Here is a 17,417-nt window from a genome sequence, read left to right on the forward strand (position 1 = left end):
ATCAGGAATTTCAAATTTAAATAATTATTTTTTTATCAGTAATGCAATATTCTCTACGTGATGCGTTTGCGGAAACATATCTACCGGTAAGATTTTGACCAGTGTATAATGATCTTTCATTAAAGCAAGATCTCTCGCCTGGGTGGCAGAATTACAGCTTACATACACTACTTTTTCAGGAGCAAGCTTCAGGATCTGCTCTACTACCTTCTGATGCATCCCATCTCTTGGTGGATCTGTGATCAATACATCTGCTTTCGGATGATTTTCCAGAAACTCGTCATTAAAGACATTTTTCATATCTCCACAGTAGAATGTAGTATTGGTAAGACCGTTAAGTTCGGCATGTTCGATAGCGGCATCGATGGCTTCCTGCACAGATTCGATTCCGATGACCTGTTTTGCATTTCTTGCTACATATTGCGCAATAGTTCCTGTTCCAGTATACAAGTCATAAACTACTTCATCGCCTTTTAAATCTGCAAATTCAAGGGTCTTTCTATACAATTCCAGTGCCTGCTTATAGTTGGTCTGAAAGAATGACTTCGGACCTATTTTAAACTTCAGTCCGTCCATTTCTTCCATTAAAAATCCTTCTCCGGAATAGATATTCACCTGCAGATCATAGATGGAATCATTGGGTTTCGGATTGATCGCATAGACTAACGTTTTAATCTGTGGAAACTGGGCCAAAAGAAAATTGAAAAGGTTTTCTCTGTTTTCTTTTTCTTCTCTGTAAAGCTGGAAAAGAACCATCCATTCTCCTTTCGAATTCTGTCTCATCATTAATGTCCTCAGAAATCCTTCCTGATTTTTAACATCAAAGAAATCCAGACCTTGATCTACAGCGTATTTTTTAACCGCTAAACGGATCGCATTAGAAGGATCTTCCTGGAGATAACATTCTTTAAGGTCCAGGATCTTACTCCACATTCCCGGGATATGAAATCCTAAAGCATCCTTACTTCCAAAATTCTCCTCAGAACTGATCTCATATTGAGTGAGCCAACGAGCGTTCGAAAATGAAAATTCCATTTTATTTCTGTAAAAATACTGTTCTTCAGACCCTAAAATCGGAATAGTTTCAAAATCATCAATTCCTCCGATTCTTTTAATATTGTTATAAACTTCCTCCTGCTTGAAGTCCAGTTGCTTTTCATAACTCATATTCTGCCATTTGCAGCCCCCGCAAACTCCGAAATGAATACATCTGGGTTCTACTCTGTAAGGTGATCTTTCAAGGACTTCAACAGCTTCTCCCTCATAGTATTTCGACTTTGCCTTTTTCACTCTTACATTCACAATGTCGCCTGGAATGGCTCCTGAAACAATAACTGTTTTTCCCTCTTCCGTTCTTCCAACCGCGACCCCTTTAGCTCCTGCATTCAAAAGCTTTATATTTTCAAGAACTAAATTATTCTTTTTTCTCTTACTCATTCTAAAATTTTCTATTTCCCAATAAAATCTTACGATTTCAATTTGCAAAAATACAACAAAAAAAACCTTATCCGTAGATAAGGTTTCTATATATAATGAATTTAAATTATTTTGTCTGAGCCGGTTGAGGATTCCCCTGCTGAGGAGCCTGCGCCGGAGGTACTGGCTGAACCGCTGACGGATCCATACCCTGCTGCTGTAACTGAGCGGTAGGATCTACTTTCGGGGCAGAAAGCCCTGTCTGCTTGTCTAGTACTGTAACCAATTCCGGATCACCAAGATTTACAAATGATCTCGCTGCAATTTTTCCGTCTTTATCTACAATAACAAAACAAGGAAGTTTAAATCCGTATACTCCGTATTTTTTTGCAATATCAGAATTCAAGCCTCCGTCAGCATAAACATTAGTTCCTGGAATTCCTTTTAATAAAGAACTGCTGGTCTTTGTGAATTGTTCTTTTGTATCATCTACGTTTACAAAAATAAAATTCATTTTAGATTTGTAGAAGTTAACCACCTCTTTCAAAACCGGAACAGTAGCTTCTCCTATATAAGGATTCCAAGATGCATAAAATACCAACATATAGGGTTTTCCTTTGTTCTCTGAAAGCTTATATGTTTTTCCGTCCTGTTTAAGTAATGATGCATCCTGAGCCGGTTCCCCAACTTTAGGACCGCTTACAGCAATCTGAATTTTTTCTAAATCGCTTTTAATGGTAGCATCTTTAATATCATCAGAAATAATTTTTTTGAGTTTATCGGTAGTTTTAGCCGGAGTTCCGGGATGAATATCCGATTGAGCCATCACAAAAGCCAGGAGATAATCCTTCGTTGTCTGGGAAAGATCTTTTTTACCTTTCAAAAATTCATTGAATAATTCTGAAGTCGTAATGTCTGTTTTTCCTTTGCTTTTTGCTTCAGCATATTTCTGGAAGTCAGGACTCATTTTTGATAAAAGGTAGCTTCTGTATGCAGGATTTTCTTTTACCATCTGATCTTTATTTTCCTGTAACTTATTTTCGTAATCGGTAAAAACTTTAGATACCTTGAAAGAAGGGTTCCCCGACATCTGCCCTTTCGTCATTTCGTATTGACTCATAATGGAAAGGATGGTGCTTGCAATATCATTTTTCTTCCAGGCAACCACTTCATTATCCGGACTGAATTTTTTAACATTTTCGTCAATGTTTTTTTCAACATCGGTTTGTACTTTCTGTACACCCCTAATAAAAGTTTTCTCATCTTTGGTCATCAGCTCTCTCATATTAACAGTTTGAGCATAGTTACCCAGATATTTCTGAGTGGCTGTAAAGAAATCATTATTCTTTTTAGCATCACCTGTGATCACATATTCAGTAGGGAAAGTCAGTCCGTTCCCTGAAATTTCAAGCGTCTGACCGCCTTTTAAATATACCAAATTCTGTTTTCCCCCATAAGAAATTACGTACATCCCATTTTTAGGAGCCTCAAAGCTTCCTGCAAATGTTCCGTCATTCTTCATTCCGATATTGGCCAACGGTAAAGTGGCAACACCTGACGCTTCAATAAACTCGATTCTTTCTAATGGAGATCCTCCTGTGATTTTTCCTTTTACTTCAACTTTTTTAGAGCAAGACATCGCAAAAACAGCGATGATAAACAATAAAAGATATTTTTTCATTTTGAATTTTATAATTACGCAAAAATAAGTTTTTAGATATACTAAATGCAATTAAATAGTACTTTTATGAAAGATTTAACTAAAAAAAATCGCCATCCGGTGAGGAGACGATTTTTTATGATATCTTAATGCAGATTATCCTCTGTCAGCAAGCGCTGCCATGTATTCTCTGTTCATTCTGGCAATATTTTCCAAAGAGATTCCTTTTGGACATTCCACTTCACAAGCACCCGTGTTTGAACAGTTACCGAAACCTTCTTCGTCCATCGCTTTCACCATATTCAGAACTCTTCTTTTGGCTTCTACCCTACCTTGAGGTAAAAGAGCATACTGAGAAACCTTAGCTCCTACGAATAGCATCGCAGATCCGTTTTTACACGAAGCGACACAGGCTCCGCATGAGATACACGCAGCAGCATCCATCGCTTTGTCTGCATCTTCTTTAGGTACCGGAATAGCATTGGCATCCAAAGTATTTCCTGAGGTATTCACTGAAATGAACCCACCGGCAGCCATAATCCGGTCAAATGCACTTCTGTCTACTATTAAATCTTTAATAACCGGGAAAGCAGCACTTCTCCAAGGTTCAATAACGATGGTTTCACCGTCTTTGAACATTCTCATGTGAAGCTGACAGGTTGTGATTCCTGTATCCGGACCATGTGCTCTACCATTGATGTAAAGAGAACACATCCCGCAGATTCCTTCACGACAGTCGTGATCGAAAGCGATAGGCTCTTTTCCTTCGTTAATAAGATTTTCGTTCAGGATGTCCAGCATTTCTAAGAATGAAGAATCTGTGGAAACATCCGATATTTTATAAGTCTCAAACTGACCTTTAGATTTGTTATTTTTTTGTCTCCAAATTTTCAGCGTAAGATGTAAGCCTTTTTTTGCACTCATAATGTTATATTTATTGGTTGGAGATTATTTGTTTTTTTCCGGTTTATCAGCATTTTCAAATTTCATATCTGAAGTTAGAACTGCAATTTTGGTTGAGTTTTTATTTTTTAACTCCTGATATTTTTCTATTGCCTTAGCAACATTTTCAGATTTATCGTCCTGTAATTTCTCGTATACTTTTTTAGTATCTCCTTTAATAATCTGATAAAAAAGTTTTTTGTCTCTGAATTCTGTAGGTTTCAGAGGTTTCAGATTGACACCGGCAACAAAAGCTCCCATTTGTCCTTCTGCATTGATAACATATACAGAATTAGGTTCAAGATTGGCTTCCACATAATCTCTATTCTCTGCACCGGCCCAAAACACATGTTCTCCCGGCTCACATTCGTAAACCAGATATTTACCCGATGAAATAGGTCCCAGAAAAAGATCTTTGTCGTACACTCTGAAATTAATTAACATCCCGGCACCGGTTTTTAAGATATAAACCAACGATTTTCCTTCGGAAGGCTTATCAATAGGCTGAGTCGTTACTTTCTGTGCGAAAATCGTAGAAAACCCCAAGAGGACTACAAAAAATAATGATACTTTTTTTAAAATCTCCATATCTATTATTTGTAACTTCTTGCTTTAACTTCAATATTTTCGTAGATCAGATCTTCTTTATGCAGAACTTCCGTTGTGATATCATCTGTCTGATATTCCCAGGCACCTACGTATTTGAAGTTAACATCATCTCTTTCTGCTTCACCTTCAGGAGTAGCATGATCTTCTCTGAAATGCCCTCCACAAGATTCGTTTCTGTGTAATGCATCGATTGCCATTAATTGTCCCAGTTCAATGAAGTCTGCGACTCTGAAAGCTTTTTCAAGTTCAGTATTCATTCCATCAGCATCACCAGGGACCTTTACATCTGCCCAGAATTCTTTTTTCACCTGTGCAATTTCAGCAATAGCTTCTTTCAATCCTTCAGGAGTTCTTCCCATTCCTACTTTATTCCACATAATGTGTCCTAATTTTTTGTGGAAGTGATCTACTGAATACTTTCCTTTATTATTTAAGAAGAAATTGATCTTATCTTTAATTTCTTTTTCAGCCTGATCAAATTCACCGGAAGTCGTAGGGATCGTTCCTGTTCTGATGTCTGCTGAAAGATAATCTGCAATGGTATAAGGAAGAACGAAATATCCGTCTGCCAAACCTTGCATCAAAGCAGAAGCTCCCAATCTGTTCGCTCCGTGATCCGAGAAGTTTGCTTCACCGATTACGAAACATCCGGGAATGGTAGACTGTAAATTATAATCAACCCAAACACCACCCATTGTGTAGTGTACTGCAGGATAGATTTTCATTGGGGTTTTATAAGGATCATCAGCAGTAATTTTTTCGTACATGACGAATAAGTTACCGTATTTTTCCTCGATCCAGGCTTTTCCTAAATCATAGATCTGCTGATCTGTAGGATTATGGATATGTTTTTCGATAGCAGCTTCTTTACCTTTTTTAATGATCTCGGTAGAGAAATCCAGGTAAACCCCTTCCTTAGTATCATTATTTTCTATCCCGAAACCAGCATCGCATCTTTCTTTACCGGCTCTCGACGCAACGTCTCTTGGTACCAGGTTTCCGAATGCAGGATATCTTCTCTCCAGATAATAATCTCTATCCTCTTCTTTAATATTTTCAGGTCTCAATTTACCCTCTCTGATCGCTACGGAATCTTCAATTTTCTTAGGGACCCAGATTCTTCCGGAGTTTCTTAGTGACTCAGACATCAAAGTCAGTTTAGACTGCTGTGTTCCATGAACAGGAATACAGGTCGGGTGAATCTGTACATAGCAAGGATTTGCAAAATACGCTCCCTTTTTATGAATTTTCCAGGCTGCAGAGACATTTGAACCCATAGCATTGGTAGAAAGAAAATATACATTTCCATAACCTCCCGAAGCGATAACAACAGCGTGAGCAGAATGTCTTTCAATCTCCCCTGTTACTAAATTTCTTGCGATGATTCCTCTGGCTTTCCCGTCTACGATTACAAGATCTAACATCTCGTGACGGTTATACATCTTGATTCTGCCTTTACCGATCTGACGGCTCATCGCAGAATACGCTCCTAACAATAGCTGTTGGCCCGTCTGCCCTTTTGCATAGAACGTTCTTTTTACCTGAACCCCGCCGAATGAACGGTTATCCAGCTGGCCGCCGTAATCTCTTCCGAAAGGAACTCCCTGAGAAACACACTGGTCGATAATATTTGCAGAAACTTCAGCTAATCTGTAAACGTTGGCCTCTCTCGCTCTGTAGTCACCCCCTTTGATGGTATCATAGAACAATCGGTAGGTAGAGTCACCGTCACCCTGATAGTTTTTAGCAGCGTTAATTCCCCCCTGAGCAGCAATAGAGTGTGCTCTTCTCGGAGAATCCTGATAACAGAATGCCTTCACATTATACCCCTGCTCAGCCAGAGTAGCTGCAGCAGAACCTCCTGCCAAACCTGTACCTACAACAATAATATCAATTTTGTCTCTGTTGTTGGGTGCAACAAGGTTCATATGGTCTTTATGATTTTTCCATTTATCCTTTAACGGACCTGCTGGAATTTTTGAATCTAATTTACTCATAAGTATATTGATATTATTATTGAGTTATAAAATGAAAAATTGCGATAAATACAAAACCAGCTGGAATAAGGATCGAATACCATTTTCCGAAAGCCATTATTACAGGTGTATATTTTGGATGTCTCGCTCCGATGGACTGAAAAGACGATTGGAAGCCATGTCCCAAATGCAGTCCCAATAAAATGAAGGAAATAATATACAGAACCACTCTCCAGATATCTGCAAATTTTGCATGAAGATCTCCCCAGAAACGTGTTTCTTCAACAGGCAGTCCGTCCACATATTTATAATTCATTTCATGTAACCAGAAATCATATAAATGAAGAAAGATAAAAGCCAGAACCACCGCCCCTGAAATAATCATATTTCGTGACATCCATGTAGAGTTGTTAGACGGATTGTTTGATTCATATCTTACCGGACGCGCCTTTTGGTTTTTAATTTCCAGCACAAAGCCCATTACAAAGTGAAAAATTACAGCAAACATTAAAACCGGCTGCATTATAAATTGAATAAGAGGATTATACCCCATAAATTGCGAAGCATTGTTGTAAGCATCTTCACCGAAAACCGATAAAAGGTTTACAGAAAGGTGCATCACCAGAAATATCAGCAAAAATAGAGCTGACAATGCCATAGCATATTTTCTACCTATTGTAGAACTCGTTAAACCTGCCATATAAGTTTAAATTTGATTTTCCACAAAATTAAGAAATGTTAACTACATCAAAAAGTGAGAAATCTCACAATTATACAGTTTGTAATCTTTCTAAATAAGAAGCTTACGGTGATCCATAAATAAAATACAAAAAACCATCGTTTATCTTAAATTATACATTTTCCCTTCATAGACCACACTTTCTGCCGAATCCGGAAAGTTTCTGATTTCAATGCCACTGATCCGTCTTGATGAACAATAGGGATTAACAATAAACTGAATAATTTTCTCTTGATCTGCATGAGCATCCACCCAAAAACAAACCTTGCTTCTTTTCTTAATGGACAACACTTTATATTTTTTAAAATCATAAAACAGGACTTCAGCTTTTTGAGCTTCATAAAAATTCAAACCCATTCTCAAAATAAAAAAGCCGAACGCAGCTATGATGATTTTTGCAGAATTTTTAATGCTTGGTTTTAATATAGCAAACCTCATCAGATAAATAATCCAGTAAAGTGAGATCACCTCCATCAGATGCATTGCTATATTGTCGAAAAACGGGATTTGAAAACCGGAAAACCAGTGGATAGCATCTAATAAAATATGAATGACCATATCATACGCTTTATTTATTAGCATAAAATCCAGTTCAAAAGCAATCAGGCCTGTCATTAAAAACGAAAAGATAATAATGAGTTCAGCAAATGGAACAATGATGAAATTGGCTACGATAGAAATCAATGAAAACTGATGGAAATAATATAAAACCAGCGGTAGCGTAAATACCTGTGCAGAGATCGAAATCGAAATGGTATTAAAAATTATTTTTTTAAACCAATGATCCTGTTTCGGAAAATATTTTAAGATAGGCTGATTTAACCAGAAAATTCCTAAGACAGCCAAAAAGCTTAACTGAAAGCCAACATCAAAAATCTGCCGGGTATCCATCATCAAAATAATAAGAGCCGATAGTGCCAGAGCATGCAGCAGATCCGGTTTTCTCTGCAGCAGAATATAAATAAAGTATACACTCAACATAATACATGACCTGACTACAGAATTTCCAAATCCTATAAATGCAGCAAAAAGCCATATAAAGATCAAACTGAGAATAATGGTATACTTTCTCAATGTAAACGGAAAAATTCTGACGAGTAAGGAGTGAAGCAACCCGAAAATTACAATGATATGAGTCCCCGAAATAGCAAGGAAATGTACCAATCCGGACCTGTTAAAATCCTTCACAGTCTGTGGATCTGTTTCTGTACGGTCGGCAAGGATGATTCCTTTAAGAAATTCGCGACTTTGTGAAGACATGGCTGTACTATCGATATTTTGGAGAACATTTAACCTTTTCTGAGAAAACTGTTCTCTCAGATTCACATCAGGTTTTGGAGCAGCGAAGATCTCATCAGGAATATAGCACTGGTATCCGATATCTTTTCTGTTAAGATATTTTGAATAGTCAAACTGGAAATCATATTGCGGAGGTTTCGGCTCAGAAAGGTAGGCGTCAGCTTTATAATAGTGTATAAAATCCAATTCCCCGTGCTCCTTCGGAATATACACTACCGCATTGAATTGTTGATGTCCTGCCTGGATTACTGCTTCATATTTTTTATTCTTCTCGTTGGTGTTGAGTTTTTTAGAAATTTTAAATTTAATATTTTCATTTCGGGGAACGGAAATATTTTCAGATGAAAAAGTATTCTGTCTATGAATAAAAATCCCCATTGAAAAAAACATAAAACCCAACAGATAAGGCCGGATTTTAAAAAAGAAGTAGGACGTTAAAAAAGAAAAAATTATAATAACCGCAGCAAATCCAACGATCAAAAAACAGATATCTTCATCCAGACAAAAATAATCCTGAAAAAAAATTCCGGAGATAAAGCAGATAGCGAGAATGAAAAGCGGCTGTTTATTCAAGCATATGATTTTCGGTATCCAAAACTATTGATAGAATTGAATAATCACAAATCAAAACTTCGGAACTTCCAAAGTCAGGCTATTTCCGGTGTATTAAATAAAAATCACAGAAAAAACTTCTACGATATGGGTAAATAATTCAATAATTTAAACTTTTAAAATGACCTCAGCAGCTTTTTCACTTGCTCCGCTGCCGCCCAGTTTCTGTCGTAAAAGTTCGTATTCCTTTAGAATCCCGATTCTCTTTTCGCCGTCTATAATTTTTCTAAGTTCCTCCACAAGATTTTTCGTATTAAGATTGTTCTGAATGAGTTCTTTTACCACTTCCCGATCCATAATCAGATTAACTAAAGAGATGTAACTGATATTTTTGACCAATCGTTTGGCAATGGCGTAGGAAATTTTACTTCCTCTGTAGCAGACCACTTCCGGAATATTTAATAAGGCTGTTTCCAGGGTTGCGGTTCCGGAAGTCACGAGCGCTGCCTTCGAGCACCTTAATAAATCATAGGTTCTGTTCGAAACAAAGTGTACATTTTCATCTGTATATTTCTGATAAAATTCTTTCGGAAGACTTGGCGCTCCGGCGATGACAAACTGATATTCTTTAAAATAGGGTCTTACGGAAAGCATAATGTCCAGCATCTTTTCCACTTCCTGCTTTCTGGAACCCGGCAAAAGGGCAATGATTTCTTTTTCGTTTAACCTGTTTTCCGATTTAAAATTCTCTATATTGATGTCCTTGAGGTCGGAAATGGCATCTAATAAAGGGTGCCCGACAAAGTGAGAATGAACACCGTGTTTTTTATAAAAATCTTCTTCAAAGGGAAGAATCACCATCATTTCATCCACATATTTTCTGATCACTTCTACCCTGCCTTCTTTCCAGGCCCAGAGTTGAGGAGAAATATAATAGATTACTTTTATTCCGAGTTCTTTTGCAAATTTTGCGATCCTTAAATTAAATCCGGGATAATCTACCAGAATTAAAATGTCCGGCCGGTGGTTTCTGATATCTTCCTTGCAGAATTTAATATTATTCAGAATCGTACGCAGGTTTTTAGCCACTTCCAAAAAGCCCATAAAAGCCAGATCTTTATAATGCTTTACCATTATGCCACCTTGTGCCGCCATCAGATCACCACCCCAAAAACGAAATTCTGCATGGGAATCTTTTTGTTTAAGTGCTTTTATCAGATTACTTCCGTGTAAATCTCCGGAAGCTTCACCTGCGATAATGTAATACTTCATCTTATGAAATCTCTTATTATTATAGTTTCCTGAAAGCTCCTTTCATTTTTCTGTAAGGTCATCTGAATTATGGGAGGCTTCTATGATAGGAATAGAGAACAAAATAAGCCGTTATAAAATCTTAATTTGTAAATTTGTTCAAAGATAATGATAAAAATGTCAGAAGAATTTGAAATCCGAAATAAAGTTGCGGAAAGCGGTTTAATCAATTTTGATCTTACCGATCTTGTTCCGAAGGGCCTGAGAAAAGGAATAGATCTTAAGGATTTTCTTTTCATGGAAATGATTTTAAAAGAAAAAGACTTCCGCGAAAAAGTAGCAGCTATTAATACTGAAGACTATCAGGATGCTTACGTCTACATTTATAATTCTGCCGATGCGATTGTTCCCCTTTGGGCTTATTTTTTAATCACGGCAAAGCTTACAGGGGTAACTAAAAAAATAGTTTTCGGAAACCGTGAAGATCTGGAAGTTCTTTTAATGCATAACGCCGTTCAGACCTATGATTTTGAAGAAATGAGAGGAAAACGGGTTTTGGTAAAAGGGTGTTCTGACAAAGAAATTCCAGAAAATGCATACATCGAATTGGTGGAACAGCTGCAGCCTCTTGTCAAGTCTTTAATGTTCGGAGAAGCATGTTCAAATGTACCTATTCTAAAAAATTAATCTGAAAATCAGCACCTTATAGGATATCTTAAAATTTGGTTATAATTTTTGTTAAAAAAAAGGGTTAGGGAATATTTTTTGATAACTTTGATTCTCTTAACAATTAAATAAACACAATTATGAGTTTAATCGATCTACTGACAGGCAATACCGGAACCCAGGTTGCCGAAAAAGCTGAAAATAAATTCGGAATCAGCAGAAATCAGATTCTGGCTTTATTAGCCGTTGCTGCCCCGCTTATTATTTCTTACCTAAGAAACAAATCTCAGGATGCTAAAGAAGCTGAAGCGCTGAATAATGCATTGGATAAGGACCATGACGGAAGTATTTTAAATGATGTTTCACAGGCAGAATCAAGAGAAGGAGAAGGAAGTTCCATCCTGAACCATATTTTTGGAGGCGATAAACAAAATGTAGAAAACAGGTTATCTCAGAATACGGGAATTTCCATCGATAAAATCGGACCTGTATTAGCGATGCTGGCTCCTGTTATCATGGGCTATATCGGTAAAGAAAAACAGCAGAACAATGTCGGAGCCGGTGGTTTGGGAGATCTGTTGGGGGGAATCCTTGGAAATGCCTCTAACCAGGCTCAGAATCAACAATCCAGTCCGCTGAATGATATTTTAGGCAGCATGCTTGGCGGGAACTCATCTCAATCCTCAGGAAATCCGCTGAATGACATTTTGGGAAGTGTTCTTGGAGGTAACAACAATAACCAGGATAAAAAGCAGAGCGGAGGCGGATTGGGAGATCTCCTTGGCGGACTGTTCGGAAAATAATTTAATTTTGTAATATCAAAAAAGACCAGAGAGAATCTTTGGTCTTTTTTATTTTTGATTACTTCGCTTTTTCCTCTGAAGCTGTGTGAGATTTCGAAGCTTTCCTAGGTCTTCTTTTACCATAACTTCCATTGTTAATTTTTCCTCTTTTGGATTTCTTATCTCCTTTTCCCATAATATTTAAGTATTTTGTTGATGAATACGAATTTAAAAAACATGTCTTAGAATTCAAAGCATCAGGCTGTTAAAATTTTTATAAAATATTTGCTTAAGGTTCTTAAGACTGAAAATTCCAAAACTAAAAAATACATATGAAGATATAATGTGACGCGCTCTGATCCCCGTTTATACTTTTACCGTTTTCCATCGTCCTTTTTTGAACAGCATAAAAGCGAGAACCGTGATTAAGGTTTCTGCTGCCGGGATCGATATAAAAACACCCTTAGGTCCCATTTCATAATGCCGCGAAAGAAAATAAGCTAAAGGAATCTGAAAAAGCCAGAACCCGAGAACATTTACCCACGTCGGCGTCCAGGTATCTCCGGCTCCGTTGAAGGCATTGATCATTACCATTCCGATTCCATAGAACACAAAACCGGTACTCATGATATGCAGGGCATTTTTAGCAAAACTCTTGATCTCCGCTTCCTTTGTAAAGAAGCTTACAAGAAAATCCCCTAAAAAGAAAAATATAAGACTTACCGTCAGCATAAAAAATACGTTATACTTTACTGTTTTCAACACCGACTGTTCGGCACGCAACATTTCACCGGCTCCCATATTCTGCCCGACCAGTGTGGACGCTGCATTACTCAGTCCCCAGGCAGGAAGCATAAAAAACATCATCAGCCGGAGAGCCGTCTGGTAACCTGCCGAAGCGTTTTCCCCTCCTGTAGTGGCTACCAGCTGCGCTAAAAATATCCAGCTGCAGGAAGCAATGACGAACTGAAAAATTCCCGGCGTAGCAATTTTGACGATTGATTTTATCATTTTAAGATCCGGAGCGAAATAGGTTTTTCTGATTTTTATCTGAGAATCGGCAATGAGGAGGTGATACAGCTGATAAAGAACCCCGATGCTTCTGCCGATCGTTGTTGCTACAGCCGCACCGGTGAGTCCCATTGCAGGGACAGGCCCGAAACCCTTTATCAGAACCGGGCAAAGGATAATGTTGGCAATATTGGCTATCCACAGGCTTTTCATCGCAACAGCAGCATTTCCCGCGCCCCTGAAGATTCCGTTAATTAAAAACAAAAGCATAATGATCACACTGCTTCCCACCATAATTCTCGTGAAATCTTTTCCGAAAGCTGCCGCTTCAGGTTTTGAACCCATCATCACTAAAATCTCTTCAGCATAAACCACACCCACTACGCTCAGGATAAAAGTCACTACAAAAGAGACCAGTATTACCTGCGCAGCACTTTTTGAAGCCTGTTCGGGATTTTTCTCTCCTACCCGTCTTGCGACCAAAGCGGTGGCCGCCATACTCATTCCGATCGCAATAGAATACATAACAGAAAGTACAGATTCGGTTAACCCCACAGTCTGTATGGCATACCCGCTTTCTTTTAAATGCCCTACAAAATAAAGATCTACCAAAGCAAAGACAGATTCCATGGCCATTTCCAGCATCATCGGAATAGCCAGTAAAAGAACGGCATTTCTAATACTCACTTTGGTATAATCCACCTCTTCTCCACTTAAAGATTTCCGTATAAAATCAAAATATTTTTTCATTTTGCATCCGTTTCTCACCGTTTCAAAAGTACAAATTCAAATCTTATTAAAACTTAGTATGTTGAGTCAAAAATTTACTTTAGTTTTGTATATTCATTAAAAATAGGTCATGAAGAAAACAGTATCTACAATATTAGTCTTTGGTATTTCAATTTTTGCTAATCTGTTATGGGCACAGGAAATAACTAAAGAACAAATGCAGGCCTTCCAGACCGATCAGGTTGAAGCTTTCAAGAAGAATTTTTCGAAGGATGATTTTAATACATGTTTTGCTGTAAAAGAAAACTCCTTCAGCTTACTGAACTTAAGTGTGAAATACGACCGGAAGAATATTTTCAGTTATTTAGTGGACAACAATGCCGATGTTAATAAAATTTGTGGCGGACAAAGCCCATTAATGATTGCAGGAAGATATGGAAAAGCAGATCTTGCCAAAACACTTCTTAAAAAAGGAGCCCAAAAAAATCTGAAAAATGAAAAGGGGGAAACAGCAAAAGACATTGCTGTGAAATATAAACAAGAATCTCTGACCTCAGTTTTGAAATAAAAATGCTTAAAATACCATTTAAAAACTTCCGAAAGGGAGTTTTTTTGTTTTTAAAACCTTCAAAAATCTTATCTTTGCAGTCGGAAAATTCAATGGTTCTGTTTTTATTTTTCAGGTTTGATATTCAAAACTTTAAACTGTAAAAACGGAAACCCTGAATTTTATATACTGAACTTTAAACAAATATTTATGTTTCGATCGCACACAAACGGAGAATTATCTCTTCAACATCTTAATGAAAAAGTTACACTATCGGGATGGGTACAGACCATCCGCGATAAAGGATTTATGATTTGGATAGATCTTCGGGATCGTTACGGAATTACCCAGCTTGTTTTTGACCAGGACCGTTCGACAGCGGAATTAATGGAAAACGCAAAAAAGCTGGGACGTGAATTTGTCATTCAGGTAACAGGACGTGTTATCGAAAGAGTAAGCAAAAACCCCAATATTCCAACCGGAGAGATTGAAATTCTGGTTGAAAAATTAGAAGTTCTTAACGAATCTCAGCTTCCCCCTTTTACGATTGAGGATGAAACGGATGGCGGTGAAGAATTAAGAATGAAATACCGATATCTGGATATCAGAAGAGCCCCGGTGAGAGATAAACTGATCTTCCGTCACAAGATGGCGCAAAAGGTAAGAAATTATCTTTCAGATGAAGGATTTATTGAAGTTGAAACTCCTGTTTTAATTAAGTCCACTCCGGAAGGAGCGAGAGATTTTGTGGTACCAAGCAGGATGAATCCCGGACAGTTTTATGCTCTTCCACAATCTCCACAGACCTTCAAACAATTGTTGATGGTAGGTGGAATGGATAAATATTTCCAGATCGTGAAATGTTTCCGTGATGAGGACCTTAGAGCAGACAGGCAGCCGGAATTTACACAAATCGACTGTGAAATGGCCTTCGTAGAGCAGGAAGATGTCATGAATGTCTTTGAAGGGATGACGAAAACGCTGATTAAAGATATTACAGGTCAGGAATTCGGAGCATTCCCAAGAATGACTTTCGCAGATGCGATGCAGAAATACGGAAATGACAAACCGGACATCCGTTTCGGAATGGAGTTCGTGGAACTGAACGACCTGGTAAAGGGAAAAGATTTCAAAATATTTGATGAAGCTGAACTGGTAGTCGGAATCAATGTAGAAGGATGTGCGGATTACACAAGAAAACAGATCGATGAGCTCGTGGATTGGGTAAAAAGACCGCAGATCGGAGCTTCAGGAATGATTTGGGCGAAGTTCCAGAATGATGGGGTAAAAACTTCTTCTGTGAATAAATTTTACAACGAAGAAGATCTATCGAAAATCATCGACAGATTCGGAGCAAAAGAAGGCGATCTGATGTTGATCCTTTCCGGAAACGAGCATAAGGTGAGAACTCAGCTTTCTGCATTGAGAATGGAGCTTGGAAACCGTTTAGGCTTAAGAAAAGGGGATGTATTTGCTCCACTATGGGTAGTAGATTTTCCATTATTGGAGTTTGATGAGGAAAGCGGACGTTATCACGCGATGCACCACCCTTTCACTTCTCCGAAACCTGAAGATATCCACTTACTGGAAACTGATCCCGGAAAAGCAAGGGCCAACGCGTACGATATGGTATTGAACGGAAACGAAATCGGAGGAGGTTCTATCAGAATTTTTGATAAAGAATTGCAGTCAAGAATGTTTGACCTTTTAGGATTCTCCAAAGAAGAGGCAGAAGCGCAGTTCGGATTTTTAATGAACGCCTTCAAATACGGAGCACCGCCTCACGGGGGTCTGGCATTCGGATTTGACCGTCTGGTAGCTATTCTTGACGGCAATGAAGTCATCAGAGACTATATCGCGTTCCCTAAGAATAATTCCGGACGGGATGTAATGATCGATGCACCTGCAGCTATTGCTGATGAACAGCTCGACGAATTGGAATTACGATTGAATTTAAAAGCATAAATCAGAAGCGGAGATTTTTTCTCCGCTTTTTTTATTATGAGTACACTTATCTTAATACTTTCTGCCTTCGGATATATTTCGGCCATTATCGGAATTATATTCTGCCTTTTAGCGTTCGCAAAAAAAATGCTTTACTATCCTTCTAATGTACAAGAGAACGTTTCAGAGAATTTATATGTTGCAGGAACTCTGATTGCCATTAGTTTCATTTGTTTTTTGGGTGGAAAACAACTTATAAAATCCAATTTTCAGAATAGTTTACAGAACAGTAAAATTACCTCTGCTGAAATTAATGGCATTTTTTTCAGTCAGGATGATCTGAAAGGTGTTTTCAATAATTTTCAGGGTACAGAAGGTCGTTACAGGTGTGATCATTTTACAGGATTTATCAATTTTGAAAATAATGAAAGTATTCCTATTGAAGTAATCAGGCACTGTTATGAAAAGAACAGGTACATTATTATTTCTAAAAAATATGATATGGATGCCGACATTGGAGATATAAAAACATCAAAATTCAATTATATTCAAAACGATACAATAAAGACCTACTGATATGAACACATCAGAAGAAAAGGAAAATTCGCCAGGCCTGAAAAGTGAAAAATGGAGTACCTGGAAAGTTGTGATAACGGTTCTTTGGTTTACCGGTTTGTTTATCCTCTTTCACGGAATCGGGTATTCAAGAGACAAAGACAGCCTTGATTTTAAGGGTGGTTATTTTGTGATTGGAATTCTTATTGTTGCTCCCATTTACCTTTATATCAGATCAATTATTGACAACGAGAAAGGATTTCCTCTGGAAAATTTTAACCGGGATATTGTTGTTCAGGATATAAAACGGTATAAGATTTTTGAGGATATTGATCTGACTGACGCTATGATAGAAGATTATGTTTTTGGTATAGGGAAAGATCAAAATGAGTATGTGAATATTTTCTATAACAAAAGTGATATCGAATTTGTAAAAACTAAAATTACCATTAAATATTATAATAAATCCTTACCGATACTCACCGCATTTACCAATATCGACAAAGCTACATTAAATGAAATCTTTCAGAAGAAAGCCTCAACAAAAGTATATCATGATAAATATATTTCAACAAATTATTATCTTGATCTGGAATTTTTGAACAATTTCGATATAAAATCTGAAAAAACAGAAATTAATTTAATAAAATCTGGTATGCTATGCAATAGATGACCGGAGCAGTTTATTTATAAATTTGAAGCTACAATAAAAACACAAAAAAAGCGGAGAAAATCTCCG

Annotated in this window: 16 protein-coding genes; 6 read left to right on the forward strand and 10 right to left on the reverse strand. The window is 37.5% G+C overall.

Going from position 1 to position 17,417, the window contains the following annotated elements; genetic code table 11:
• Positions 1-24 precede the first annotated feature (24 nt).
• From rlmD to lpxB, 8 genes are all read right to left on the reverse strand, one after another.
• Positions 25-1,437, reverse strand: a complete 1,413-nt coding sequence (gene rlmD / locus ODZ84_RS11655; protein WP_266172472.1) for a 23S rRNA (uracil(1939)-C(5))-methyltransferase RlmD — start codon at positions 1,435-1,437, stop codon at positions 25-27.
• A gap of 106 nt (positions 1,438-1,543) precedes the next feature.
• Positions 1,544-3,097, reverse strand: a complete 1,554-nt coding sequence (locus ODZ84_RS11660) for a TlpA family protein disulfide reductase (protein WP_266172473.1) — start codon at positions 3,095-3,097, stop codon at positions 1,544-1,546.
• A 135-nt stretch (positions 3,098-3,232) separates the two neighbouring features.
• Positions 3,233-4,000 (reverse strand): succinate dehydrogenase/fumarate reductase iron-sulfur subunit, encoded by a 768-nt coding sequence (locus tag ODZ84_RS11665; RefSeq protein WP_266172474.1) that lies wholly within the window; start codon positions 3,998-4,000, stop codon positions 3,233-3,235.
• 24 nt (positions 4,001-4,024) lie between these two features.
• Positions 4,025-4,606 carry a hypothetical protein gene (locus ODZ84_RS11670; protein ID WP_266172475.1) on the reverse strand — a complete coding sequence of 194 codons (582 nt, stop codon included), beginning with the start codon at positions 4,604-4,606 and terminating at the stop codon, positions 4,025-4,027.
• 5 nt (positions 4,607-4,611) lie between these two features.
• A complete protein-coding gene (locus ODZ84_RS11675; protein WP_266172477.1) occupies positions 4,612-6,624 on the reverse strand; it encodes a fumarate reductase/succinate dehydrogenase flavoprotein subunit in 2,013 nt (670 codons plus the stop codon).
• 16 nt (positions 6,625-6,640) lie between these two features.
• Positions 6,641-7,303 carry a succinate dehydrogenase cytochrome b subunit gene (locus ODZ84_RS11680; RefSeq protein ID WP_266172478.1) on the reverse strand — a complete coding sequence of 221 codons (663 nt, stop codon included), beginning with the start codon at positions 7,301-7,303 and terminating at the stop codon, positions 6,641-6,643.
• Positions 7,304-7,444: 141 nt separating this feature from the next.
• Positions 7,445-9,214: a ComEC/Rec2 family competence protein gene (locus ODZ84_RS11685; protein WP_266172479.1), complete on the reverse strand. Its 1,770-nt coding sequence runs from the start codon at positions 9,212-9,214 to the stop codon at positions 7,445-7,447.
• Positions 9,215-9,361: 147 nt separating this feature from the next.
• Positions 9,362-10,465 (reverse strand): lipid-A-disaccharide synthase, encoded by a 1,104-nt coding sequence (lpxB, locus tag ODZ84_RS11690; protein ID WP_266172480.1) that lies wholly within the window; start codon positions 10,463-10,465, stop codon positions 9,362-9,364.
• Between the two features lie 156 nt (positions 10,466-10,621).
• Here lpxB and ODZ84_RS11695 point away from each other — a divergent pair, with 156 nt between their 5' ends.
• Together ODZ84_RS11695 and ODZ84_RS11700 are read left to right on the forward strand one after the other, a co-directional pair.
• Positions 10,622-11,131 (forward strand): DUF2480 family protein, encoded by a 510-nt coding sequence (locus ODZ84_RS11695; RefSeq protein ID WP_266172481.1) that lies wholly within the window; start codon positions 10,622-10,624, stop codon positions 11,129-11,131.
• 119 nt (positions 11,132-11,250) lie between these two features.
• Positions 11,251-11,913, forward strand: a complete 663-nt coding sequence (locus ODZ84_RS11700; protein WP_266172482.1) for a DUF937 domain-containing protein — start codon at positions 11,251-11,253, stop codon at positions 11,911-11,913.
• Positions 11,914-11,971: 58 nt separating this feature from the next.
• Here the strand turns inward: ODZ84_RS11700 and ODZ84_RS11705 are convergent, their stop codons facing one another.
• Both ODZ84_RS11705 and ODZ84_RS11710 read right to left on the reverse strand, forming a co-directional pair.
• Positions 11,972-12,088 carry a 30S ribosomal protein THX gene (locus tag ODZ84_RS11705; RefSeq protein ID WP_266172483.1) on the reverse strand — a complete coding sequence of 39 codons (117 nt, stop codon included), beginning with the start codon at positions 12,086-12,088 and terminating at the stop codon, positions 11,972-11,974.
• 170 nt (positions 12,089-12,258) lie between these two features.
• Entirely contained in the window at positions 12,259-13,653 is a 1,395-nt protein-coding gene (locus tag ODZ84_RS11710) for an MATE family efflux transporter (RefSeq protein ID WP_266172485.1), read from the reverse strand.
• A gap of 109 nt (positions 13,654-13,762) precedes the next feature.
• Between ODZ84_RS11710 and ODZ84_RS11715 the strand changes: the two genes are divergently transcribed.
• The 4 genes from ODZ84_RS11715 to ODZ84_RS11730 all read left to right on the forward strand — a co-directional run bounded on the left by ODZ84_RS11715 (position 13,763) and on the right by ODZ84_RS11730 (position 17,351).
• A complete protein-coding gene (locus ODZ84_RS11715) occupies positions 13,763-14,200 on the forward strand; it encodes an ankyrin repeat domain-containing protein (protein ID WP_266172487.1) in 438 nt (145 codons plus the stop codon).
• A gap of 189 nt (positions 14,201-14,389) precedes the next feature.
• Entirely contained in the window at positions 14,390-16,144 is a 1,755-nt protein-coding gene (gene aspS / locus ODZ84_RS11720; RefSeq protein WP_266172489.1) for an aspartate--tRNA ligase, read from the forward strand.
• A 36-nt stretch (positions 16,145-16,180) separates the two neighbouring features.
• Positions 16,181-16,699 (forward strand): hypothetical protein, encoded by a 519-nt coding sequence (locus ODZ84_RS11725; RefSeq protein ID WP_266172491.1) that lies wholly within the window; start codon positions 16,181-16,183, stop codon positions 16,697-16,699.
• Between the two features lies 1 nt (position 16,700).
• Positions 16,701-17,351, forward strand: coding sequence for a hypothetical protein (locus ODZ84_RS11730; protein ID WP_266172492.1), 651 nt, complete (start codon positions 16,701-16,703; stop codon positions 17,349-17,351).
• Positions 17,352-17,417 lie beyond the last annotated feature (66 nt).

Origin of the sequence: Chryseobacterium fluminis (genome assembly GCF_026314945.1) — a bacterium.
Taxonomy (GTDB): Bacteria; Bacteroidota; Bacteroidia; order Flavobacteriales; family Weeksellaceae; genus Chryseobacterium; species Chryseobacterium fluminis.